Annotated in this window: 19 protein-coding genes and 1 pseudogene; 9 read left to right on the top strand and 11 right to left on the bottom strand. The window is 73.4% G+C overall.

Annotated elements, in window-relative coordinates:
* Positions 1–340: 340 nt before the first annotated feature.
* Entirely contained in the window at positions 341–1,528 is a 1,188-nt protein-coding gene (locus tag ACZ52J_RS21330; RefSeq protein ID WP_465620895.1) for a cytochrome P450, read from the top strand.
* Positions 1,529–1,632: 104 nt separating this feature from the next.
* Here the strand turns inward: ACZ52J_RS21330 and ACZ52J_RS21325 are convergent, their stop codons facing one another.
* Positions 1,633–2,319, bottom strand: coding sequence for an N-acyl homoserine lactonase family protein (locus tag ACZ52J_RS21325; protein WP_360490727.1), 687 nt, complete (start codon positions 2,317–2,319; stop codon positions 1,633–1,635).
* A 161-nt stretch (positions 2,320–2,480) separates the two neighbouring features.
* Between ACZ52J_RS21325 and ACZ52J_RS21320 the strand changes: the two genes are divergently transcribed.
* Both ACZ52J_RS21320 and ACZ52J_RS21315 read left to right on the top strand, forming a co-directional pair.
* On the top strand, positions 2,481–3,956 hold the full coding sequence (locus ACZ52J_RS21320; protein ID WP_465620774.1) for a CoA transferase: 1,476 nt from the start codon (positions 2,481–2,483) through the stop codon (positions 3,954–3,956).
* Positions 3,957–4,035: 79 nt separating this feature from the next.
* Complete coding sequence (locus tag ACZ52J_RS21315) at positions 4,036–4,674, top strand: DUF6461 domain-containing protein (protein ID WP_465620772.1); 639 nt, start codon at positions 4,036–4,038, stop codon at positions 4,672–4,674.
* A 158-nt stretch (positions 4,675–4,832) separates the two neighbouring features.
* On the opposite strand, the gene ACZ52J_RS21310 is transcribed toward ACZ52J_RS21315, so the two are convergent.
* Entirely contained in the window at positions 4,833–5,432 is a 600-nt protein-coding gene (locus tag ACZ52J_RS21310; protein ID WP_360490301.1) for an HdeD family acid-resistance protein, read from the bottom strand.
* A gap of 229 nt (positions 5,433–5,661) precedes the next feature.
* Here ACZ52J_RS21310 and ACZ52J_RS21305 point away from each other — a divergent pair, with 229 nt between their 5' ends.
* Positions 5,662–7,533, top strand: coding sequence for an NAD-binding protein (locus ACZ52J_RS21305; protein ID WP_465620769.1), 1,872 nt, complete (start codon positions 5,662–5,664; stop codon positions 7,531–7,533).
* A gap of 130 nt (positions 7,534–7,663) precedes the next feature.
* Here ACZ52J_RS21305 and ACZ52J_RS21300 read toward each other — a convergent pair whose 3' ends face one another.
* The 3 genes from ACZ52J_RS21300 to ACZ52J_RS21290 all read right to left on the bottom strand — a co-directional run bounded on the left by ACZ52J_RS21300 (position 7,664) and on the right by ACZ52J_RS21290 (position 10,326).
* Positions 7,664–8,449: an enoyl-CoA hydratase gene (locus tag ACZ52J_RS21300; RefSeq protein ID WP_360490297.1), complete on the bottom strand. Its 786-nt coding sequence runs from the start codon at positions 8,447–8,449 to the stop codon at positions 7,664–7,666.
* Between the two features lie 133 nt (positions 8,450–8,582).
* Positions 8,583–9,662 (bottom strand): enoyl-CoA hydratase/isomerase family protein, encoded by a 1,080-nt coding sequence (locus tag ACZ52J_RS21295; protein WP_465620767.1) that lies wholly within the window; start codon positions 9,660–9,662, stop codon positions 8,583–8,585.
* Positions 9,663–9,855: 193 nt separating this feature from the next.
* Positions 9,856–10,326 (bottom strand): TetR/AcrR family transcriptional regulator, encoded by a 471-nt coding sequence (locus ACZ52J_RS21290; protein ID WP_465620765.1) that lies wholly within the window; start codon positions 10,324–10,326, stop codon positions 9,856–9,858.
* 30 nt (positions 10,327–10,356) lie between these two features.
* Here ACZ52J_RS21290 and ACZ52J_RS21285 point away from each other — a divergent pair.
* Positions 10,357–10,683: pseudogene (locus ACZ52J_RS21285) on the top strand (SDR family NAD(P)-dependent oxidoreductase); the annotation flags it as partial.
* A gap of 160 nt (positions 10,684–10,843) precedes the next feature.
* Here ACZ52J_RS21285 and fahA read toward each other — a convergent pair.
* From fahA to ACZ52J_RS21260, 5 genes are all read right to left on the bottom strand, one after another.
* On the bottom strand, positions 10,844–12,064 hold the full coding sequence (gene fahA / locus ACZ52J_RS21280; protein ID WP_465620763.1) for a fumarylacetoacetase: 1,221 nt from the start codon (positions 12,062–12,064) through the stop codon (positions 10,844–10,846).
* On the bottom strand, positions 12,061–13,014 hold the full coding sequence (locus ACZ52J_RS21275; RefSeq protein WP_465620761.1) for a hypothetical protein: 954 nt from the start codon (positions 13,012–13,014) through the stop codon (positions 12,061–12,063). The genes fahA and ACZ52J_RS21275 overlap by 4 nt, the downstream gene beginning before the upstream one ends.
* Positions 13,011–14,213 carry a homogentisate 1,2-dioxygenase gene (locus ACZ52J_RS21270; RefSeq protein WP_360490289.1) on the bottom strand — a complete coding sequence of 401 codons (1,203 nt, stop codon included), beginning with the start codon at positions 14,211–14,213 and terminating at the stop codon, positions 13,011–13,013. Before ACZ52J_RS21270 ends, ACZ52J_RS21275 begins: the two co-directional genes overlap by 4 nt.
* Before the next feature lie 42 nt (positions 14,214–14,255).
* Positions 14,256–15,470 carry a 4-hydroxyphenylpyruvate dioxygenase gene (gene hppD, locus ACZ52J_RS21265; protein WP_360490287.1) on the bottom strand — a complete coding sequence of 405 codons (1,215 nt, stop codon included), beginning with the start codon at positions 15,468–15,470 and terminating at the stop codon, positions 14,256–14,258.
* Positions 15,471–15,700: 230 nt separating this feature from the next.
* On the bottom strand, positions 15,701–17,167 hold the full coding sequence (locus tag ACZ52J_RS21260; RefSeq protein WP_465620759.1) for a phosphoribosyltransferase family protein: 1,467 nt from the start codon (positions 17,165–17,167) through the stop codon (positions 15,701–15,703).
* A gap of 379 nt (positions 17,168–17,546) precedes the next feature.
* On the opposite strand from ACZ52J_RS21260, the gene ACZ52J_RS21255 reads away from it, so the two are divergent.
* The 4 genes from ACZ52J_RS21255 to ACZ52J_RS21240 are packed head-to-tail and all read left to right on the top strand — an operon-like array spanning position 17,547 to position 19,346.
* Complete coding sequence (locus tag ACZ52J_RS21255) at positions 17,547–17,969, top strand: hypothetical protein (protein ID WP_465620757.1); 423 nt, start codon at positions 17,547–17,549, stop codon at positions 17,967–17,969.
* The gene (locus ACZ52J_RS21250; protein WP_465620755.1) at positions 17,966–18,376 is read left to right on the top strand and encodes a hypothetical protein; all 411 of its coding nucleotides are present in this window, start codon (positions 17,966–17,968) and stop codon (positions 18,374–18,376) included. The genes ACZ52J_RS21255 and ACZ52J_RS21250 overlap by 4 nt, the downstream gene beginning before the upstream one ends.
* Before the next feature lie 31 nt (positions 18,377–18,407).
* A complete protein-coding gene (locus tag ACZ52J_RS21245) occupies positions 18,408–19,073 on the top strand; it encodes a cupin domain-containing protein (protein WP_465620753.1) in 666 nt (221 codons plus the stop codon).
* Between the two features lie 3 nt (positions 19,074–19,076).
* The gene (locus tag ACZ52J_RS21240; RefSeq protein WP_465620751.1) at positions 19,077–19,346 is read left to right on the top strand and encodes a hypothetical protein; all 270 of its coding nucleotides are present in this window, start codon (positions 19,077–19,079) and stop codon (positions 19,344–19,346) included.
* Between the two features lie 100 nt (positions 19,347–19,446).
* Here ACZ52J_RS21240 and ACZ52J_RS21235 read toward each other — a convergent pair whose 3' ends face one another.
* Positions 19,447–21,543, bottom strand: a complete 2,097-nt coding sequence (locus tag ACZ52J_RS21235; protein ID WP_465620749.1) for a sensor histidine kinase — start codon at positions 21,541–21,543, stop codon at positions 19,447–19,449.
* Positions 21,544–21,619 lie beyond the last annotated feature (76 nt).

Raw genomic sequence — 21,619 nt, 5'->3', positions numbered from 1 at the left:
CCGACCCGAACAGCCGCTCGTACGACCATCGGTGCGGTTTGACAAGCACTCACCGCTTGCTCACTAGATGTGCACGAGCCGGTGCGTTCCGTAGGTGTCGGAGCGACGACGTCCAGAGCAGGGAGGTCCGGCCTTGGAGACCCCGACGACCCCGACGGAAGCCCCAGCCGAAGCCCTGACGGGAGCCGCGAGGGAACCCGCGGAGTCCTTTGCCGACTTTGCCAAGCCCGCCGACTCGGGCGCGCCCACCGAGGAAGCCAGGACCCCCGACGCGAGCGGTACGCCCGACGCAGCCGGAACCGCCGACCTCGCCGACCTCGCGGACCCCCGCTTCTGGCGGCTGCCCGCCCCCGCCCGCGCCGCCGCCTTCGCCGAGCTGCGCCGCCGCCCCGGTCCGGTGTTCTTCGGCGACCGCGCCACCGGCAAGGGCTTCCACGCCCTGGTCCGCCACGCCGACGTGGTCGAGGCCAGCCGCACCCCCGCCGTCTTCCTCAGTGGCCCCGGCGTCACCACCCCCGCCCCCGCCCGCTGGGTGCGGCTGCTGTTCGGCGACTCGATGGTCAACCTGGACGACCCCCGCCACGCCCAGCTGCGCCGGATCGTCTCGCGGGCGTTCACGCCGCGGCTGCTCGGCCGGGTCGAGGAGGACGTCCGGCGCATCAGTGCCGCCCTGGTCGACCGGGTCGAGCGGGACCGGCCGGAGGACTTCGTGACCGCGGTCGCCGCCGAACTCCCGTTCCGGGTGATCTGCACCATGATGGGCATCCCCGAGCAGCCGCGCCGCGCCATCCTCGACCTGGTCAACCGCACCTCCGCGGACATCGGCGTGGCCCGTTCGCTGCGCCACCGGCTGCGGGCGCCCGGGCGCGGGCTGCGGGCGCTCGCCCGCATGCAGGGCATCGTGGCCGGGATCGGCCGGGAGCGGCGGCGCCGACCGGCCGAGGACCTGATCTCCGCGCTGGTCACCGCCGACGTGGACGGCCGCCGGCTCACCGGCCGCGAGCTCGGCGCCTTCTTCACCCTGCTGCTGGTCGCCGGGGTCGAGACCACCCGCAACGCGCTCGCCCACGGCCTGCACCTGCTGACCGTCCACCCCGAGCAGCGGGCCCTGCTCCTCTCCGACCTGGACGGGCGGCTCGGCGGCGCGGTGGACGAGATGGTCCGCCACGCCACACCGATCATCCAGTTCAACCGGACCGTCGCCGTCGACCACGAGCTCGGCGGCCCCGGCGGTCCCCTGCTGCGCGCGGGCGAGAAGGTCGCCCTGTTCTACGGTTCGGCCAACCGCGACGACGCGGTCTTCCCCGACCCGGACGCCTTCGACATCACCCGCACGCCCAACCCCCACCTCGGCTACGGCGGCGGCGGCCCGCACTACTGCCTTGGCGCGCACCTGGCCCGGCAGGAGATGACGGCACTGTTCCGGGAGCTGTTCACCCGCCTGCCCGAGGCGCGCTCGGTCGGCGAGCCGGAGCTCGTCCCGTCCAGTTTCGACCACCGGGTCCGCTCGCTGGGCTTCGCCTTCTGAACCGACTTCTGACCGTCTTCTGAACCGCCTTCTGACCGTCTTCTGATCACCTTCTGAGCGGTCCGCGGGGTTCGACATCCCGGGTGCCGAGGCATCGGGTACGGCTACTCGCCCGGCTCCCACACCGCGTGGTCGTGCGCGAACAGCACCCGGCGCGGCCCGTACTCCGCCACGCGGTCGAGCCAGGCGCGGTAGCCGGGCAGCGGCGCCGCCACGCCCTCGCGCGCCGCCCGCCGGGCGAGCAGCGCCTGACCGTACTCGGTGGCGAAGTCGTACGCCTGCCCGGCGAGCAGGACCGGGCCGCCGCCCGGGCGCTCGACCAGCAGCGACTGGTGGCCCTCGGTGTGGCCGGGGGTGGGCAGCACCCGGACGCCGGGCCAGACCTCCGCCTCGCCGTCGAGCTCGCGGTACTCGACGCCGGGGAAGTCGACCAGCGCGTCGATGGTGTAGTCGCCGCGCCGGGCGGTGGCCAGCTCACTCGCCTGGACCAGGACGGTCGTGCCGGCGAGCAGCGGGTTGCCGCCGCAGTGGTCGAAGTGCAGGTGGCAGTTGACCACCAGGTCGATGTCGGCGACGGAGACCCCGGCCGTGGCGAGCGCCTCCGGCAGCGGACGGCGGACCGGGCGGTAGTGCGCCTCGGTCTCCGGCGCGCCGCCGCCGATCCCGGTGTCGAACAGCAGCAGCCCCTCCGGGCGCCGGACCAGGTACGCGAGCACCGGCTCCACCCGTGGCTCCGGGCCGCCCACCTCGGAGGCCGGCCGGACGAAATACCCCAGTTCGAGGCGGCGGATCACATTCACTTCATCCCCCCGTGTCGTGGTGCGTCGCTCTGCCCCCGTACGGGTGGCCGCCGCGGCCCCCGGTTCGCACCCTACCCGGCCTCCGCGGCGCTGCCGGGTGCTGGTGGCGGGCGTCACGGCGGGCACCCGGGAAAGGGAGCACAATGCCGGGCATGACTGATCGTCCGCTGCCCGCAGGACCTGTCCGTTCCGTGAACGCCGTGAAGGGCGTGAAGGCCGTGAACGCCGTGAACGCCGGGGGTGAGCCCGCCGACCGTCCCACCGTCGACGCCTGGACGGCCCTCGGCGGACCGGCCGACCTGCCGGCGCGGGTGCGCTTCCACGGCCCGGACGACGTCCTGCCCTCCGGCCTGCCGGTGCGGCGCCTGGCCCGGGCCACCGTGGCCGTCTGCTCGCTCGCCGCCGCCGAGCTCGCCGCCCTCCGCAGCGGCGGTCCGGTCCCCGCCGTCCGGGTGGACCAGGGCGCGGTCGCCACCGCCTTCGTCAGCGAGCGGCACCTGACGATCGACGGCCGGACGCCCGTCAGCTTCGCCCCGCACTCCGGCTTCTGGCGCACCGCCGACGGCTGGGTGCGCACCCACGCCAACTACCCGCACCACCGCACCCGGCTGCTGGCCGCCCTCGGCCTCGCCGTGGACGCCGGGCCCGAGCAGCTCGCGGAGGTGCTCGGCAAACTGCCGGCCGAGCAGGTCCAGGAGCGCGCGTACGCGGCGGGGGCGCTCGCGGTGGCCGTCGCGCCGGTGAGTTCGGCCGTGCACCCCCTGGTGGAGTACCGGGAAGTCGGTGCCACCGCCACCGCCGGTGCCGGCGGTGCGCCCGCCCGCGCGCTCGGCGACGCCCCGGTCGACCGGCCCGCCGCCGGGGTCCGGGTCCTCGACCTCACCCGGGTGATCGCCGGACCGGTCGCCACCCGCACCCTCGCCCTGCTCGGCGCCGACGTCCTGCGCATCGACTCGCCCCGGCTGCCCGAGGCCGAGGACGCCCACGCCGACACCGGCTTCGGCAAGCGCTCGGCCCGCCTCGATCTCGCCGAGCCCACCGACCGGGCCGTCTTCGAGGAACTGCTCGCCACCGCCGACGTCGTCGTCACCGGCTACCGCCCCGGCGCCCTGGACGCCCACGGTCTTGCCCCCGACGCGCTGTTCGCCCGCCGCCCCGACCTGATCGTCGCCCAGCTCTGCGCCTGGGGCTGGACCGGCCCGTGGGCCGGGCGGCGCGGCTTCGACAGCCTGGTCCAGGCCGGCGTCGGCATCGCCGCCCACGAGGCCGCCCCCGACGGCCACCCCGGCGTCCTGCCCGCCCAAGCCCTCGACCACGGCACCGGCTACCTCGTCGCCGCCGCCGTCCTGCGCGCCCTCACCGAGCAGCGCACCCGCCGCCCCGGCGGCCGCCACCTGCGCTTCTCCCTGGCCGGCACCGCCGCCTGGCTGCTGCACGGCATCGAACGGGAGGCCGCCGTACCGGGTGGGACCGCCGAGCCGTACGACCCGTCCCGGTGGCTCGCCGAGACGGACTCCGCGTACGGGCGGCTGCGCCACGCCCTGCCGCCGATCGGCTACGAGGGTGCGCCCGCCGACTGGTCGCGCCCGCCCGGGCGTTGGGGGACGGACGCACCGGCCTGGCTCTGAGCCGGGGCGGCACTGCCCAGGGCCGGCTCTCAGCCGGGGTGGCGGGGTCGCTGTCAGAGCCGTCTGACAGCATCTGCGCATGACCGCCGCACACGCCACCGACTACACCTGGTTCGACCAGCGCTACCCCGTCCTGGGCAAGGCCTACTGCCTCACTCACGTCCAGGGGATCGCCGCCGACGAACTGCTGCGCCGCTTCGACGCCGTGCCCGGCCGCGAGGTCACCGGGCTGGACACGGTGGTCGAGGCCTGGGAGACCTTCGACGACGGCGAGGACGAGGAGGCCAAGGCCCTCCTCGGCGAGGACGACGACCGGCTGCTCGTCGCCGTCACCGAACTGGACGGCTGGGCCCTAGCGGTGGAGCCGTACGGCTACCTCGGCAGCCTGCACGAGGTCATCCCCGCCCTCACCGACGGCACCCGGCTGGTCTCGCACTACCGGGGCGCCATGGCGGAGGACCACTTCAACTGGTGGGAGCAGAGCGGCTGCCGGCTCCGGTTCGAGCCGCTCTTCGCCGACCAGCGGGACGGCTCGGACGCCGACGCCCCGGGCACCGTCGAGCTGATGGCCGCCTGCGGCTTCCAGCTCGACGGCGAGCGGTACGAGCTGCACACCGAGGCCGCGTTCGCGCTGGCCGAGCGGCTGACCGATGTCCGGCTCACCCCGGAACGGCTGGAGGCCGCCACCTTCCGGCTCGGCTACGCCCCTCGCCCGTAACGGGGGCGGGGGGACGGCTCCGGCCGGAGGCGGCGGCCTCCGGGGCCGCTTGCTGGAGAGCGGCTGGTCAGGGACCAGCTGCTCAAGGGCTTCGCCGGCCGGGGACAAGCCGGTCAGGGACCAGCTGCGCAAGGGTTCGCCGGTCGGAGCTGCGTTGCTCAGACCCCGGACGGGAGCTGCTTGGCGCGGCTGCGCACCTGGATCGCCGTCACGATCTCGACCACGCCCAGGATCACCAGCCAGCAGCCGGCCAGCACGGCCAGCGCGGTGATCGACCCGACCGGCCAGACCATCAGCAGCACGCCGGCCAGCGTGTTGGCCACGCCCGCGAAGGCCTGCCAGCTGCGGGCCGGCATCAGCGGGTCGGAGATCGCGGCGGCCAGCTGGGTGATGCCGCGGAAGAGCCAGCCGATTCCGATCCAGAGCGCGAGCAGCAGCAGCGACTGCACCGCGCTGCGGAAGCAGAGCAGTCCCAGCAGCACGCAGATCGCGCCGCTGATGAAGGCCAGCACCCGCAGCGCGGTGGTGGCGTGGGTGCCGAACGCGGCGACCAGCTGCACGACGCCGATCACCAGCAGGTAGAGACCGAACAGCACGCCCACCACCAGCAGTGTCTCCTGGGGCCAGGCGAAGACCACGATCCCGAGGGCGAGCGAGACGAGTCCGGCGGCCAGCAGGATCTGCCAGGCGGCCTTGGCGAGCATGCCGAGCGGACCCTGGACCGGGGAACCGTCGGGGGTGATGATCGGAGAGACCACGGTGGCGTACTCCTCGGGCTGAATGGTCTGCGGGCTGAGTGGGTCGGGCAGACTGGGCGGGCTTGCGGGCTTGCGGGCTTGCGGACTGGGCGGGTTGACGGGCAGAAGACGAACCCCAGCCTTTCCGCGCCGCCACCGGTCCGCGCGCCGGATACGGCCGTTCGGAGGATCCGCCCCGATCACCGGAACGACATCCTCCGGACACTCGCTGTCGATACCATCTGGCGGTATGACTTCTGAAGGGTGGGGGACCCCTCCGGTCGAGCCGATCAGCCAGCACTACATCGTCTGCGGGGGCAACGCGCTGGCACACCGACTGATCCTGGAACTCGTCGAGCACTACGAGGTCCCGGTCGTCGTCCTGGTCGCCGACCGGACCCGCGACCACGCGCCGCAGATCGAGCAACTCGACGGTGTCGCCGCGGTCGTGGAGTACGCCGGCATCACCGACGAGGCCCTGCGCGCGGTGTCCATCGGCACCGCCCGTGGACTCGCCCTGGTCGAGGGAAGCGACCAGGAGAACATCCACGCCGCGCTCAGCGCCCAGAACCACAACCCGGACATCCGCATCGTGTTCCGGATGTTCAACCAACGGCTCGGCGAGAACATCGAACGGCTGCTCAAGAACGGCACCGCGCTCTCCGGATCGGCCACCGCCGCCCCGGCCTTCGCCGCCGCCGCGCTCGGGCGGCCCAACTCGGTCGAGATCGACGGACGTTACCTGCACATCGCCTTCGACGATGCCATCACCTCCGACCGGGTCTGCGTGGTCGCCGACCAGATCGACCGGCAGGACCTCGGCAAGATCCGGCTGCTGCCCGAGCAGCAGGGCGATTCGGCCGAATTCGTCCGGCTCGCCCGCGAGTTCGGCGACGACGGGCCGATCCGCCCCGGCGGCGTACGGCGCGAACCGGCACCCGCAGCCGATCCCGGACCTGCGGCTGGTCCCGGACCCGAGGAGGAGCCGGGCGGCAGCGCCGCACTGCAGGTACTGCCGATCGAGCCCCGGGAGCCGATCGGCTGGCGGCGGCGGTTGCGCTGGCGGCTGCTCGACACCATGCGCTTCTTCACCAGCGCCCGGATGCGGCTGGTGCTGCTCACCGCCCTCGCCGCGGTGCTGATGTCCTTCGGCGTGCTCTGGTACCTCAACCGGGACTTCGGCTGGACCGTCTACATCTCGCTGCTCGACCTGGCCGGCGCCGCTCAGCCCGACCAGCTCGCCGACATCGCCGCCGGGACGGGCACCGGCGGGTTCTGGCAGCGGTCCGCGCAGGTGGTGATCACCATCTGCGGGATCACCTTCGCGCCGGTCGCCACCGCCATCGCGGTCGAGGTGCTGGGATCCGGACGGCGCGGCCAGCCACGCAACCCGGGGGCGGGCACCCGGGACCACGTGATCGTCGTCGGGCTCGGCAACGTCGGCACCCGGGTCGCGACCCAGCTGCACGACCTGGGCGTGCCGGTGGTCTGCATGGAACGGGACCCGCAGGCGCGCGGCGTCGCCGCCGTCCGGGCCCTCGGGATCCCGGTCGTGATGGGCGACGGCCCGTTCGAGGAGCAACTGCGCCGGGCCCGGCTGAAACACAGCCGGGCGCTGGTCGCGGTCAGCGGCGACGACGCCACCAACCTGGAGGCGGCCCTGGAGGCCCGGCACGGCAATCCCGAAGTCCGGGTGGTGGTGCGGCTGTTCGACGACAACTTCGCCGGGCACTTCTACAAGACGCTGGACAACGCGGCCTCGCGGTCGGTCTCCTACCTGGCCGCGCCCGCCTTCGCGGCGGCGCTGATGGGGCGCGAGGTGCGCGGGACGCTGTCCGTGTTCCGGCACGTGCTGCTGATCGCCGAGCTGACGGTGGAGGACGGCAGCGGGCTGATCGGCCTGAACCGGCACGACCTGGAGGACGAGGGCGGGGTCCGGGTGATCGCCGTCCGCTTCGCCCGCGGCTCGCAGCTGCAGTGGGGCCTACCCGACCGCACCCGGCGGCTCTCCCCGGGCGACCGGATCGTGGTCGCCGCCACCCGCAGCGGGCTCGCCCGGCTGAACACGGTGGCGCTGGAGGAGGAACTGGAGGCAGAAGCGGAGGCAGGGGCGGAGGAGTGAGCACGGCCAACAGGTGACAGCTGACAGCCGACAGATTCAGCTGACAGATTTCATCATCTGAAATCTGTCAGCTGTCAGCTGTCAGCTGCCAAACGTCGTCCGTCGTCCGCCGTCCGTCAGGCGTCGCCCGTCAGCGGTTGATGAAGGACGGCGGGCGCTTCTCGGCGAAGGCCGCCATGCCCTCCTTCTGGTCCGCCGTGGCGAAGACCGCGTGGAAGAGGCGGCGTTCGAAGCGGACGCCCTCGGCGAGGGTGGTCTCGAAGGAGCGGTTGACGCTCTCCTTGAGCATGATGGCCGCCGGGGTGGACATCGCCGCGACGGTCTCGGCGGTGGCCAGGGCCTCGGCCATCAGCTGGTCGGCGGGGACGATGCGGGAGACCAGGCCGGCTCGCTCGGCCTCCTCGGCGCCCATCATCCGGCCGGTCAGGCACAGCTCCATCGCCTTCGCCTTGCCGACCGCCCGGGTCAGCCGCTGCGAGCCGCCGATGCCGGGCAGGACGCCGAGCTTGATCTCCGGCTGCCCGAACTTCGCGGTGTCTGCCGCCAGCAGGATGTCGCACATCATCGCCAGCTCGCAGCCGCCGCCCAGCGCGAACCCGGCCACCGCCGCCACCACCGGCTTGCGCAGCGCGCCGAGCCGGTCCCACGGGCCCAGCCAGTCGTCCAGGTAGACGTCCGGGAAGGCGTTGCCCTGCATCTCCTTGATGTCGGCGCCGGCCGCGAAGGCCTTCTCCGAACCGGTGATCACCAGGCAGCCGATCTCCGGGTCCCGGTCGAAGGCGGTGGCAGCCGCGACCACCTCGTTCATCAGCTGGGTGTTCAGCGCGTTGAGCGCCTTGGGCCGGTTGAGCGTGATCAGCCCCACCCGGCCCTTGCGCTCGACCAGGATCGTCTCGTAGGTCTCGGTCTCGGTCATCGCCGTCGACTCCCATGTCCGCTGCTCGGCGCCGCGCGGGCGCGCCCTGACCACCCAACGATCTACGACGCGCCCTGTTTCGCGCCAGTCTTGACATGCGAGACGCCGGTCACGGGCGGTGCGGACGCGGAGATCAGGCCAGGCCCAGCTCGTCGCCCTCGCGCGGGGCGAGGAAGCGGGCGACGTCCACCTCCGTCACCCCGGCCAGGGTGGCGGGCTCCCAGCGGGGGTTGCGGTCCTTGTCGATCACCTGGGCGCGGATGCCTTCGACCAGGTCGTGGCCGTCCAGCGCGGCGCAGGAGGCGCGGTACTCCTGGTCGAGCACGGCTTCCAGGGACGGGAGCGTACGGGCGCTGCGCAGCGCGGCCAGGGTGGCCTTGACGGCGGTGGGGGAGTTCGCCACAACCAGCTCGGCGGCCTCCTTCGCCTGCGGCTCGCCGGAGTTCAGCAGGAGTTCGACGATCTCCTCGGCGGTGTCGGCCGCGTAGCAGGCGTCGATCCAGGCGCGCTGCCCGGCCAGGGCGGCGGGCGGCGCGGGCTCGGCGTGCGCGGCGACGACGGCGTTGACGTCGGCGGTCGTGGGGTCGGGCACGGTGGCCGGGTCGGTGCCGCGGGTGAGGGCGTCGAGCAGTTCCGGGATCCGCGCCGAGGGCACGTAGTGGTCCGCGAACCCGCACAGCAGCGCGTCGCCCGGGCCCATCGAGGCCGAGGTGAGCCCGAGGTGGATGCCCAACTCGCCCGGGGCGTGGGCGAGCAGGCGGCTGCCGCCGACGTCCGGCACGAGTCCGATCCGAGTCTCGGGCATCGCGACCGTGGAGCGCTCGGTGACGATCCGGATCGCGCCGTGGGCGGACAGGCCGACGCCACCGCCCATCGTGATGCCGTCCATCACCGCGACGAACGGCTTCGGGTACCGGGCGATGAGCGCGTTCAGCCGGTACTCGTCGCGGAAGAACGCCCGGGTGCCGGCGCCGCCCGTCTTCGCGTCGTCGTGCATGGCGCGGATGTCGGCGCCCGCGCAGAGGCCGCGTTCGCCCGCGCCGGTCAGCACGACGGTGCGCACCCGGTCGTCCGCGGCCCACTCGTCGAGCGTTGCCCGAAGGGCGGTGATCATGTCGTGGGTCAGCGAGTTGAGCGCCCGCGGCCGGTTCAGCACGATCCGTCCGACCCTGCTGTCCAGGAACGTCTGGACCTCCGCCACCGCTGTGCTCATCGGGCTCGCTCCCGTCCCTTCGGTGATGTCGACGTCCGCCGTCCCGCGACGGGTGCCGCCTTCCGCTGTTCGCTTCGCCGCCCACCGTACCGGGGGCGGTGCGGAGTTGTGATCACCGGGCCGGGCCGAGTTGGTCTGAGCCGGACTGGGCCGGACTGGGCCGGACTGGACCGGGAGTGCGGGGCCGGTCCCCTCACGGCCAGGCGCGCAGGGCGAGTTCGGCGGTGCGGGCCAGCTCGGCGGCGGTGGCGCCGTCCCGGGCCTGCTGCGACATGCCCTGGATGACGGTGGCGAGGTAGCCGGCCAGTTCCTTCGGGTCGGCCTCGGGCGGCAGTTCGCCGTCCTCCCGGGCCCGGCACAGCCGTGCCTCGAAGACCCGCGTGTTCTCGTTGGGCAGGTCGCGCAGGCGGTCCTGGATCCCGGCGTCCTGCGCGGAGACGTTGGTGGCGGCGGAGATCACCAGACAGCCTGCCGGGTGGGACGGGTCGGGGTAGATGGCGGCGGCCTCGCGCAGGATGCGGGCGAAGGCGCCGTAGGCGGTGGGTTCCTCCTCCAGTGCGACGGCCGCGAACTCGCCGACGGGGGAGTGGCCGTACTGCTGGACCACCTCCTCGAACAGCGAGCGCTTGTCGCCGAATGCGGCGTACAGGCTGCCGGGGCGCATGCCCATGGCCGTGGTCAGGTCGGCGACGGCGGCGCCGCCCGGCTGGCGATGCCGGAGATCATCGCCTACGGCGCGACCAAGGGGGCCCTGGACACCTTCACCCTCAACCTCGCCAAGCAGCTCGGCCCGCGCGGGGTCACCGTGAACTCGGTCGCGCCCGGCATCGTGGACACCGACCTCAACGCCGGCTGGCTGCGCGGCAACGCGGAGGCGGAGGCCCATGCGGCCTCGGTGGCCGCGCTCGGCAGGGTCGGGCAGCCGGAGGACATCGCGGACATCGTCGCCTTCCTCGCTTCCGACGGCGCGCGCCGGGTGACCGGCCGGGTCATCGACGCCACCGGCGGCGCGGGACTGTAGGCGGAAGCGGGCGCGAGGACGGAAGCGGGCGCGGGGACGGAAGCGGGTCCGGAAACGGATGACAGCTGACAGATGATGAAATCTGTCAGCTGTCATCCGTTGTCTGTCATCCGTTACGTGTCATCTGTCGCCCGATCCCTGCCGGGGAGGGCGCCCGCCGCTACCCCCGCACCCGCCCGGTCACCTCGCCGAACCCGACCGCGATCCCGTGCGGGCCGGGCGCGGTGGCGGTGATGGTGACCTCGTCGCCGTCCTCCAGGAACGTCCGGGTCGTGCCGTCCGGGAGCTTCAGCGGCTCCTCGCCGTTCCAGGTCAGCTCGATCAGCGCGCCCCGGGTGTCCGCCTCCGGCCCGCTGACCGTCCCTGAGGCGAACAGGTCGCCGGTGCGCAGCGAGGCGCCGTTGACGGTCATGTGGGTGAGCTGCTGCTGCGCCGTCCAGTACATGGTGGCGAACGGCGGGCGGGAGACCAGGTGCCCGTTCAGCCGGACCTCCATCGCCAGGTCCAGGCCCCACGGCTCGCCGCCCCGGTCGTCCAGGTACGCCAGCGGCTCGACGTCGCGCTCCGGCGGCGTGACCCGGGCGTGCTGCAGTGCGTCCAGCGGGACGATCCACGGCGAGATCGAGGTGGCGAAGGACTTGCCGAGGAACGGGCCGAGCGGCACGTACTCCCAGGCCTGGATGTCGCGCGCCGACCAGTCGTTGAGCAGGCAGACGCCGAACACGTGCTCGCGGAAGTCGTCCAGCACGACCGGCTTGCCGAGCTCTGACGGCGTGCCGACGACAAAGCCGACCTCGGCCTCGATGTCCAGCCGGCGCGTCGGCCCGAAGCTCGGCGCGGGGTCGGCGGGCGCCTTGCGCTGCCCGTGCGGCCGCACTACCGGCGTGCCGGAGACGACGACCGTGCCCGCCCGCCCGTGGTAACCGATCGGCAGGTGCTTCCAGTTCGGCGTGAGCGGCTCCGAACCCGGGCGGAAGATCCGGCCCAGGTTGGTGGCGTGGTGTTCGGAGGCGTAGAAGTCGACGTAGTCGGCGACCTCGAACGGCAGGTGCAGCTCGACCTCGTCGACCGGCAGCAGCGACGGCGACAGCGCCTCGCGGAAGGACTCGTCCGTGAGCCACGTGGTGAGGTCCGCCCGCACCCGGGTCCAGACCGGACGCCCGGCCGCCATCAGCGGGTTGAGCGAGTCGGCGTCCAGCAGCACGGACGGCGCACCGGCGGCGCGGGCGGCCGCCCCGGCGTCCAGCACGAAGTCCCCGACGCGCACGCCGATCCGGCGCCGGCCGGGCTGGTCGGCGGCGGTGAAGACGCCGTACGGCAGGTTGTGCAGGCCGAACGGCGAGTCCTGGGCGCCGGCGAGCCAGCTGCGGGGGGTGGTCAACGGTCCTCCTGGTGCGGTGGAATGGGCGACGACAGCAGGCCGAGCGCGGCCAGGTCGCCCAGGGGTTCGGCGATGCTGCAGGTGCCGAACGCGGTGAACGAGTTGCGGATCACCGTAACCTGACGATCCGTCAGTGCACGTACCGCCTTGGCCAGGACCTCGCCGTCGCGCTCCGCCAGCACCGCCGCGGCCGCGGCCCGGTCGGTCTCCTGCGCGGCCAGCAGGACGTTCAGAAAGCCGTGGTGCTCGAAGCCGGTCTCCGGGTCGGTGTGCCGGACGGCGTTGTGCAGCCCGGCGGTGCACTTGTACGGCAGTCCGCGCCGCGCGCAGCCGGTGAGGAAGGCGGCCAGCTCCGCCTCGTCCGGGAACGCTTCGGCGACCAGTCCGCCGGTGCGGAACTTCGCCCGGTACGGGCTGTCGACCAGCACGTCCAGGACGGCGTCCAGCTCGTCCCCGTGCAGGAGTTCGCGCGGAAGCTCGACGGCGGCCGGGACGTGCGGCGGTAGCAGCCGGTCCAACTCGGCGACCGCCTCGGCGGCGTCCCGGGTGGCCAGTTCGACGCCGGCCAGTTCGAACGGCGCGGCGGCGGCGAGCGCCTGGGCGAGCTCCGCGCTGCCCCCCGGCAGCACCAGCCCGACCCTGAGCGGCGCGCCGCCCGCCCTTGCCGAGCCGCCCGCCCTCGCCGTGTCGGAAGCCCCGGCCGAGTCGGACGCCACCGCTGCGTCTGACGCCCCCGCCGGGTCGGACGCCACCGCCTCGGCCAACTCGCCCAGCCGGCCCGCCCCGCAGAGGAGCGGGCCGACCGCCTCGGCGTACCAGGCCGCGCGGTGGGCGCGGTGCGCGGGCACCGCCTCGACGAGCGGCAGGTTCCCCGGAGGGAACACCGCCGCGTCGTCGAAGAGTCCGTGGAACAGCTCGGGGATGACGCCCCCCGAAGGCAGCGCGCTCATCGACCGGGCCCCCGACCGGACCAGGTCCAGGCGTAGTTGGGGTCCTCGCCGGCCCGGCCGCCCTCGCCGAGCTCCAGCGGGCGGAAGGTGTCCACCATGACCGCGAGCTCGTCGAAGAACTCCGCGCCGATGCTGCGCTCGTAGGCGCCCGGCTGCGGCCCGTGGGTGTGCCCGCCGGGGTGCAGCGAGATCGAGCCCTGGCCGATGCCCGAGCCCTTGCGGGCCGCGTAGTCGCCGCCGCAGTAGAACATGACCTCGTCGCTGTCCACGTTGGCGTGGTAGTAGGGCACCGGGATCGACAGCGGGTGGTAGTCCACCTTGCGCGGGACGAAGTTGCAGATCACGAAGTTGTTGCCCTCGAACACCTGGTGAGCCGGCGGCGGCTGGTGGATCCGCCCGGTGATCGGCTCGAAGTCGCTGATGTTGAAGGCGTACGGGTACAGGCAGCCGTCCCAGCCGACCACGTCGAAGGGGTGGTGCGGCACGGTGTAGCGGGTGCCCGAAATCCCGTTCGGCCCACGGTGCTTGACCAGTACGTCGACGTCCCCGGGGGCGTCCGCCAGCAGCGGGCCGACCGGCCCGCGGAAGTCCCGCTCGCAGTACGGCGCGTGCTCGAGCAGCTGCCCGTACTTGGACAGGTACCGCTTGACCGGGGTGATGTGGCTGTTCGCCTCGATGCAGTACGCGCGCAGCGGCTCGTCGCCGGCCGGCACCCAGCGGTGGGTGGTGGCGCGCGGGATGATCACGTAGTCGCCCTGGCCGACCTCGATCGAGCCGAACACCGTCTCGACCGTGCCGGAGCCGGACTCCACGTACACGCACTCGTCGCCGAGCCCGTTGCGGTACAGCTCGCTGGGGGCCCCGGCGGCGACGTACGAGATCCGCACGTCGCCGTTGCCGAGGACCAGCCGACGGCTGCCGACGACGTCCGCGGACTTCCACTCCTGGCCCGCGAACAGCTCGTGCAGCTTGAGGTGGCGGGGGAGCAGCGGGTGGTTGGGCACCGTGGACTGGTCCGGCAGCTCCCAGGGCACCGCGTTGACCACCGCCGAGGGGATGCCCCGGTGGTAGAGCAGCGAGGAGTCCGAGGAGAACCCCTCCTCGCCCATCAACTCCTCGTAGTAGAGCCCCCCTTCGGGGGTGCGGTGCTGGGTGTGCCGCTTGGGAGGGATGCTGCCAAGCTGCCGGTAGTACGCCATCTCCGTGGTCCTCCTCGACCGGTCGTCAGAGCTCTCCGACGCTCACAGGTTGCCGCGGCGGTCCTGCTCGCGCTCGATGGACTCGAAGAGCGCCTTGAAGTTGCCCTTGCCGAAGCCCAGCGAACCGTGCCGCTCGATGAACTCGTAGAAGACGGTCGGGCGGTCGCCGATCGGCTTGGTGAAGATCTGCAGCAGGTAGCCGTCCTCGTCGCGGTCGACCAGGATGCCGCGCTTCTTCAGCTCCTCGATCGGCACGCGGACCTTGCCGATCCGCTCGCGCAGCTCCGGGTCGTCGTAGTAGGCGTCCGGCGTGTTGAGGAACTCCACGCCGCGCGCCCGCAGCACGTCCACGGTGGTGAGGATGTCGTTGGTGGCGAGCGCCATGTGCTGGCAGCCGGGGCCGGTGTAGAACTCGAGGTACTCGTCGATCTGGGACTTCTTCTTGGCGATGGCCGGCTCGTTCAGCGGGAACTTCACCCGGTGGTTGCCGCTGGCGACGACCTTGGACATCAGCGCGGAGTACTCGGTGGCGATGTCGTCGCCGACGAACTCGGCCATGTTCACGAAGCCCATGACGCGGTTGTAGAACGACACCCACTCGTCCATCCGGCCCAGCTCGACGTTGCCGACGGCGTGGTCGAGGGCCTGGAAGAGGCGCTTGGGCGAGCCCTCCGGGTGCTTCACCTTGCTCTCCGCGACGACGTAGCCCGGCAGGTACGGGCCGTGGTAGCGGGAGCGGTCGATCAGGGTGTGGCGGGTCTCGCCGTAGGTGGCGATGGCCGCGCGGCGCACGGTGCCGTTCTCGTCCGAGACGTCGTTCGGCTCCTCGAGGACGGTGGCACCGGACGCGCGGGCGTGCTCGATGCACTTGTCGACGTCCGGGACCTCCAGGGCGAGGTCGACGACGCCGTCGCCGTGGCGGCGGTGGTGGTCCAGCAGCGGGCTGCCCGGCTGGACACCGCCCTTGATCACGAAGCGGCACGAGCCGGAGCGCAGTACGTACGCCTTGCGGTCGCGGCGGCCGGTCTCCGGGCCGGAGTAGGCGACCAGCTCCATGCCGAACACGACCTGGTAGAACTGGGCCGTCTGGGTGGCGTTGCCGACCACGAAGACGACCGCGTCCTGGGCCGTGACGGGGAACGGATCGGCGGCCTGGTCGTGCTCGACGAGGCCGACGAGGCGGCGCAGCTGGTCGGCGTCAAGACCGGCCTCGCGCTCCTCGGGGGTCAGCTCAAGGGCGTGGGACTGCGTGGTCATCGCTCGTTCCTCCACTTCGGGCCTCGGCTTTGAGGCTCCCGCTGGATCGCGGCCGCACCGCGGATGGGTGGGCGGTGCGGTTGCGGAGAGCTTGCTCCTGTCGGGGTGGTTGGGCAACAGGTCGGTTTTTCACTGCTCAATGTGTACAAGCTGGCCAGGATTTCCCGTCTCGCACTGCGCAAAATGTGCTGCCGATCCGGGGTGATGCGCGAAGTCTGCGCAATCGGTGTTCACGGGTTCTCGGCCCCGGCCCCGGGCTCGGCCCCGGGCTCGGACCCGCGGAGGTGGCGCAGGAACCAGTCCCGGGCCAGCTCAGCGACCTCGTCGAGGGTCCCGGGCTCCTCGAACAGGTGGGTCGCGCGCGGCACCACCGCCAGTTCACTCTCGCAGCGCAGTCGGCGTCCGGCCTGCCGGTTGAGGTCGAGCACCGTGGTGTCCAGGGAGCCGACGACGAGCAGCGTCGGGGCGCTCACCCGGCCCAGGACCTCGGCGCTGGCGAGGTCCGGGCGGCCGCCCCGGGAGACCACGGCGCGCACGACCGGGCCCAGCTCGGCGGCGGTGTGCAGCGCGGCGGCGGCGCCGGTGCTGGCGCCGAACAGGCCCAGCGGCAGGCCCCGGGTCTCGGGCACGGCTCCGCTCTCGGGTGCGGCACTGCTCTCGGACGGGGTGCGGGACCCGGATGCGGGGCCGTCCTCGGTGTGCAGCTGCCGGGCGACGGCGGTCAGGCGGGAGCCCAGCAGCCCCACGTCGAAGACGTTGTGGCGGTCCGGCTCCTCGGCCTCGGTGAGCAGGTCGAACAGCAGCGTGGCCAGCCCGGCGCGGTTCAGGAACTCGGCGACGTACCGGTTGCGCGGGCTGTGCCGGCCGCTGCCGCTGCCGTGCGCGAAGACCACGACACCGCGCGCGCCGACCGGGACGGTCAGTCGGCCCGCGAGGCGGACCCCGCCGGCGGGCAGGACCAGCTCGCGGTCCACGCCGACGGCGGGCGGGGCGTCGCGGTCCCGGTCCTGCTCCTGCTCCTGCCCCCGGTCTCGTTCTCGGCTCCGGGCCTCGGCGAGCAGTCGCAGCACCTCCTCGTCCTCGGTCTGCGAGAAGTCGGCGTAGAACTCGCCGATCGCGAAGAACGGGGACGGCGTGTCGACGCAGACCAGCTCGTCGGCGACCTCCTCGAGACGGTCCGTCCAGTCCCGGGGCGCCACCGGCACCGCGAGCACCACCCGGGCCGCGCCGCGCGCCCGGACGATCCGGCAGGCCGCCCGGGCGGTGGACCCGGTGGCGATGCCGTCGTCCACCACGACCACCGTCCGCCCCCGCACGTCCGCGGGCGGACGGTCGCCCCGGTAGCGGCGGGCCCGGCGCTCCAACTCGGTGCGCTCGCGCCGCTCCACCGCGGCCAGCTGGTCGTCGGTGACCGAGGCGAGCCGGATGACCTGCTCGTTCAGCACCCGGACGCCGTCCTCGCCGATCGCCCCCATGCCCAGCTCGGGCTGGTAGGGCACCCCGAGCTTGCGGATCACACAGATGTCCAGCGGCGCTCCGAGCGCCAGGGCCACCACGGCGGCCACCGGCACCCCGCCCCTCGGCAGCGCCACGACGACGGTCTCGGGGCCGCCGACGTGAGCGAGGCGCGCGGCCAGCCGCCGACCCGCGTCGGTGCGGTCGGCGAAGTGGGTGAAGTGGGTTCCGGTGACGTGCATGACACGGCCTCCGGTTCCACCGTACGTCGTTCCCGGCGACTCGGGTGCGGTGGCGGACGGGGGCTTCCCGGGGCGGGACGGGGAGTGCCGCAGCGAGCCGGGAGGGGCGGTGCAGGGCCGGGAGAGGCCCCTGACCAGGGCGGGTTCGGCCCGGGACGGCCCGGGACGGGTCGGGATCCAACCGGGTTCGGCCCGGGATCCAACCGGGTTCGGCCCGGGACCCGGCCGGGAGCGGGACGGGAGGGGATCGGGATCGGGCCGGGATCCGGCCGGGAGCGGGACGGGACGGAACCCCCGTGTGGGCGGGACAGCGGGCGGCGCACCGTGGATCGCAGAGGCGGACCGGAGGGCCCGCCGACGACCGGAAGGAGCGCCCGACATGCCGGGCACCGTCATCACCGACCTGCGTCGACGCGGCGCTGTCGACCCCGGCCGTCTGCTCGCGGGACCGCTGCGCGGCGTCGGCCTGCAGCGGCTCGAACCGGGTCACAGCACCGAGGTGGCCGCCGACGGCGTCGAGCACGCGCTCTACATCACGGCCGGCTCCGGCCTCGCCGAACCGCCCGAGAACGCGGTACGGCGGGACGCCCCGCCGGCCGACGCAGAGTCGTACGACGCCGAGCCGCGTGATGCCGAGCCGCGTGACTCCGGCATCCCCCTCGTCGAGGGCACCGCCGTCGTCCTCCCGCTCGGCACCCGGACCGTCCTCACCGCCGGCACCGCCGGGATGGAGTACTTCCACGCCGTCCTGACCGTCCCCGCCGGCCGCCCCACCTCCTCGACCGGAGATGAACCCGCATGATCGTCACCACCGACACCGGCGCCGCCATGGTCGTCCTCGGCCCGAACGGCGAACGCGTACGGATCCGCTCCCTGGCCAGGCGCTCGATGCTCACCAGCGCCTGCGAGGCCTTCGACCACCTGCGGCTGAGCCCGGGCGCCCACCACGAGCTGACGGGTCGGCCCGACGCCGAGACCGTGCTGCACGTACTGCGCGGCGCCACCGTGGTCGGCCAACTGTCGGACGAGCCCGACCACCTGGCCTCCGAAGGCGATCTGCTGCTGGCCCGCCGGGGCCGCACGCTGCACCTCGAAGCCGGGCCGCTCGGCGCCGAACTGCTCTGCCTCACGCTCGCCGTCCCCCGGCACAGCGCCGGCACCCGGGCCGCCCTGGCCCGGCGCCGCGCCGCCCGCCGCGACCGGCCCTGAACCCGCACCCCTCCGTCTCAGGAGACCCCTCGTGATCGTCGTACCCGCCGCCCTCCCCTGCACCGCACCCGTCTTCCGGCGGCTGATCGACCCGGAGCAGCGGCCTTCCGTCCGCGCCGGACTGACCGTCGAGACCCTCCCGCCCGGCGTCCGGACCGACCAGCTTCCCTACGAGTCGGCGGAGTCGGTCAGCGTGGTGCTCTCCGGCCGACTGGCCGCGGCCGGCCGGATCCTCTCCCCGGGCGAGGCCCTGCACCACCGGCCCGGCAGCAGCTGCCGGCTCACCGCCGTCCGGGGCGCGCCGACCACCGTGCTCACCGTCCGGCCGACCCCGTCCCGGGGCGGCATCCCGGCCCAGCGCTGCGGCCCGGAGTCCGCCCGGGCCTGGCGGCAGGTCGAGGTGAGCACCGTCGACCTCGACCCCGGCGGCCTCTGCGGACCGTACGAGGACCGGGCGGCCGACGCCTTCCTGCTGGTCCTCTCCGGGGTCGGCGTCTTCCTCGGCGACCTCGGCGAAGTGCCGGTGTACCCCGGAGACTTGGTCTACGTCAGGGCCAAGGAGCGGTACGGCCTCCGGGCCGGGTCGCGCAAGCCGGTCACCGCCGTGCTGGGCCGGATCGGTGCCCCGGGCGCCGAACCGGGACCGGAATGGGACGCCGAGCCCATGCGCTCGGGGCGTATCCGTCCGCAGAGTTGAGACGTGACCGATCGGCCTTGGTCGGTCACCTGGAAGAACCAGGAGTACCACCTCATGGCAACGAACCCGATCACCACGGCGATCTGTGCGGCAGGCGTACTGGCGGGCGTGATCGCGGCGGCCACGGCTGTGCGCCATGCCTGCTCGTCGCCGACGCCGGCGACGGGCGGAAGCAATGCGCTGTCGCCCGGGCCGACACCGACACCGGACAGCGGCGGAGGCATCGGCTGCCAGCCCGGTACCTGCGCGCAGCCGCCCATTCCCGGTGCCTGACCGACTCCCAATGGCTGATCACAGCTGACACATGACAGCGAACAGCTGACAGATTTCAGCTTTCGAAATCTGTCAGCTGTTCGCTGTCGTCCGTCCCCTGTCATCTGTGATCCGTCGCCGCCGAGCGCGGCAGCACCGCCAGGACCTGCGTGCCCCGGTCCGACGGCAGCGGCCGGATCGAGCAGTGTCCGCCGATCTCCGCCGCACGGTCCGCCATCGACCGCAGCCCCACCCCGCTGCCGTCCGCCGGCGAGTCGCCGTCCGGCCGGTACCCCACCCCGTCGTCCCGCACCGTCAACGTCAGCGCCTCGTCGTCCACCCGCACCGTCACCAGCGCCGTCCGCGCCCGGGCGTGCCGCAGCACGTTGTTGAGCGCCTCCGCCGTGATCCGGTACGCCGCGACCTCCACGGCGGCCGACAGCTCCGGCAGCGGCTCCGGCGACAGCTCCGCCGTCACGGTCAGCCCGGTCCCGCCGAAGGTGTCCGCCAACTGCCGGACCGCCCGGGTCAGCCCGAACTCGCCGAGCGGCGCCGGCCCGAGCCGGTCGGTGATCCGCCGGACCTCCTTGATCGTCATGCCCAGGCCGTCCGAGACCCCGCGCAGCGTGTCCGCGAGCCCCTCGTCCGCCGACGTGGCCGCGTTGTCCACCCGCAGCCGCAACCCGGCCAGCGCCGGTCCGAGCCCGTCGTGGATGTCCCGCCGCAGCCACCGCCGCTCCTCCTCCCGCGCGGCGACGATCTGCTCCCGGCTGGCCTGCAGGTCCTCCTGGAGCCGCAGCGAGGCGACGGCCGGGGAGGCCTGGTCGGCGAGCGAGCGCAGGATGTCGATGTCGCTGGCTTCCAGCCGCTCCTCGCCCGCCCGCAGCCCGACGGTCAACTCGCCGATCGGCAGCCCGTTGTGGACCAGCGCGAAGTCCTGGCTGCGCCCGTCCAGCCGTCCGGCCGTGGCCAGGGTGCGCAGCCCCGCCCGGGTGGTGACGGCGAGGGTGACCCCGGGCAGCCGAAGTTCCTCGGCGACCGTCGCGCACAGCGCCTCCGGCAACTGCGCCGGGTCGACCACCTGGCGCACCCGCCCAGCGAGCGTCCGCAGTACCTGGTACGGCTGCGCGCGCTCGCCGTAGTACAGCCGGTCCACCAGGGCGACGGCCCGCCGCGCCGCTCGTGGCAGGGTCGCGCCGAGCGCGTACATCAGGGCGATCAGCAGCAGGGCCGCCCCGCCGCGCCCCGGCAGCAGCCAGGTGGAGAGGACGGCGGCGGCCACCACGAACAGTCCGGTGACCCCGGTGCCCAGCAGGAGTCCGACCAGCACGCTGCGGGCCGCCCGGTCGAGCCGCCAACCGTGGTCCCGGACGACCAGGAAGGCCACCGCGACCGCCCACACCAGACCCGAGGCGGCGAACAGCGAATAGCTGATCCAGTAGTGCTCGGTGAAGGTCCGCGAGTACATGTCCTGCATCCCGGCCCAGAGCAGGTAGGCCCCGAGCATCGCCGCCACCCGCAGCCGGTGCCGTCGCAGCTCGCCCTCGTCACCCACCCGGCGGGGTGGACGCAGCAGGCGGGTCAGCAGGACGACGGTCACGATCCCGATCAGGCATTCGCTGACCAGCAGGTCGTGTCCGCCCAGCAGGTCGGTGGCGTCGCCGAAGAAGCGCGCCGGCGGGTTGCCGGCGAGCGGGTTGGGGCGCCCAAAGGCCTTCGGCTGGGCGAGCCGCTGGGACATCTCCGGGACCACGAACAGCGCCACGGCCGCGATGTACCACCACCAGCGCCGGGTCGTCAGCCGGCCTTCGGGCAGCCAGAGCGGGAGCACGTAGAAGAGCGTCACGTTGATCGATCTGCAGAGCGCGTCGAGGGCGGCCGCGGCGCCGACGATGCCCGGGTCGGTGACCTCGACCCAGACGGGCGCGGCCGCCGTGAACTGCAGGATGTCGGTCAGGGCGTAGACCAGCATCACCCAACCGAGCGGGCTGCCCGGGCGGTGGGCGTGCAGTAGCATGCCCGCGCCCGCGGTCGGTAGGGCGTAGACCAGGATGGCGAGTTCGTCGCGCGGTAGGTGCACGTTCGGATCGCCGAGGTGCACGAGCACGTAGCAGATCCACAGCGTCGCGGCGACGAGGCAGACCGCCGTGACGACTGCCGCGGCGGTGAGTTGCCGTTGGGCCGGCGTACGGCGCCGGACGGAGGTCACCGGGGTCATGCCACCACCTCGCAGACGGGCTGGGCCGGGTGGGGGTGGACTCCGGTGGTGCGGCCCCGGCGGTACGGACTCGCGG

Source organism: Kitasatospora sp. NPDC034035 (genome assembly GCF_055575755.1).
Note: the sequence above shows the minus strand (reverse complement) of the source record. Positions and strands in the feature narration are given on the sequence as shown.

What these genes read in the sequence shown, in the direction of transcription:
- ACZ52J_RS21320 (WP_465620774.1), top strand. Translation starts at nt 2,481, where the DNA reads ATGACTGATCGTCCGCTGCCCGCAGGACCTGTCCGTTCCGTGAACGCC.
- ACZ52J_RS21315 (WP_465620772.1), top strand. Translation starts at nt 4,036, where the DNA reads ATGACCGCCGCACACGCCACCGACTACACCTGGTTCGACCAGCGCTAC.
- ACZ52J_RS21305 (WP_465620769.1), top strand. Translation starts at nt 5,662, where the DNA reads ATGACTTCTGAAGGGTGGGGGACCCCTCCGGTCGAGCCGATCAGCCAG.
- ACZ52J_RS21300 (WP_360490297.1), bottom strand. Translation starts at nt 8,449, where the DNA reads ATGACCGAGACCGAGACCTACGAGACGATCCTGGTCGAGCGCAAGGGC.
- ACZ52J_RS21295 (WP_465620767.1), bottom strand. Translation starts at nt 9,662, where the DNA reads ATGAGCACAGCGGTGGCGGAGGTCCAGACGTTCCTGGACAGCAGGGTC.
- ACZ52J_RS21290 (WP_465620765.1), bottom strand. Translation starts at nt 10,326, where the DNA reads ATGCGCCCCGGCAGCCTGTACGCCGCATTCGGCGACAAGCGCTCGCTG.
- ACZ52J_RS21275 (WP_465620761.1), bottom strand. Translation starts at nt 13,014, where the DNA reads ATGAGCGCGCTGCCTTCGGGGGGCGTCATCCCCGAGCTGTTCCACGGA.
- ACZ52J_RS21270 (WP_360490289.1), bottom strand. Translation starts at nt 14,213, where the DNA reads ATGGCGTACTACCGGCAGCTTGGCAGCATCCCTCCCAAGCGGCACACC.
- hppD (WP_360490287.1), bottom strand. Translation starts at nt 15,470, where the DNA reads ATGACCACGCAGTCCCACGCCCTTGAGCTGACCCCCGAGGAGCGCGAG.
- ACZ52J_RS21260 (WP_465620759.1), bottom strand. Translation starts at nt 17,167, where the DNA reads ATGCACGTCACCGGAACCCACTTCACCCACTTCGCCGACCGCACCGAC.
- ACZ52J_RS21255 (WP_465620757.1), top strand. Translation starts at nt 17,547, where the DNA reads ATGCCGGGCACCGTCATCACCGACCTGCGTCGACGCGGCGCTGTCGAC.
- ACZ52J_RS21250 (WP_465620755.1), top strand. Translation starts at nt 17,966, where the DNA reads ATGATCGTCACCACCGACACCGGCGCCGCCATGGTCGTCCTCGGCCCG.
- ACZ52J_RS21235 (WP_465620749.1), bottom strand. Translation starts at nt 21,543, where the DNA reads ATGACCCCGGTGACCTCCGTCCGGCGCCGTACGCCGGCCCAACGGCAA.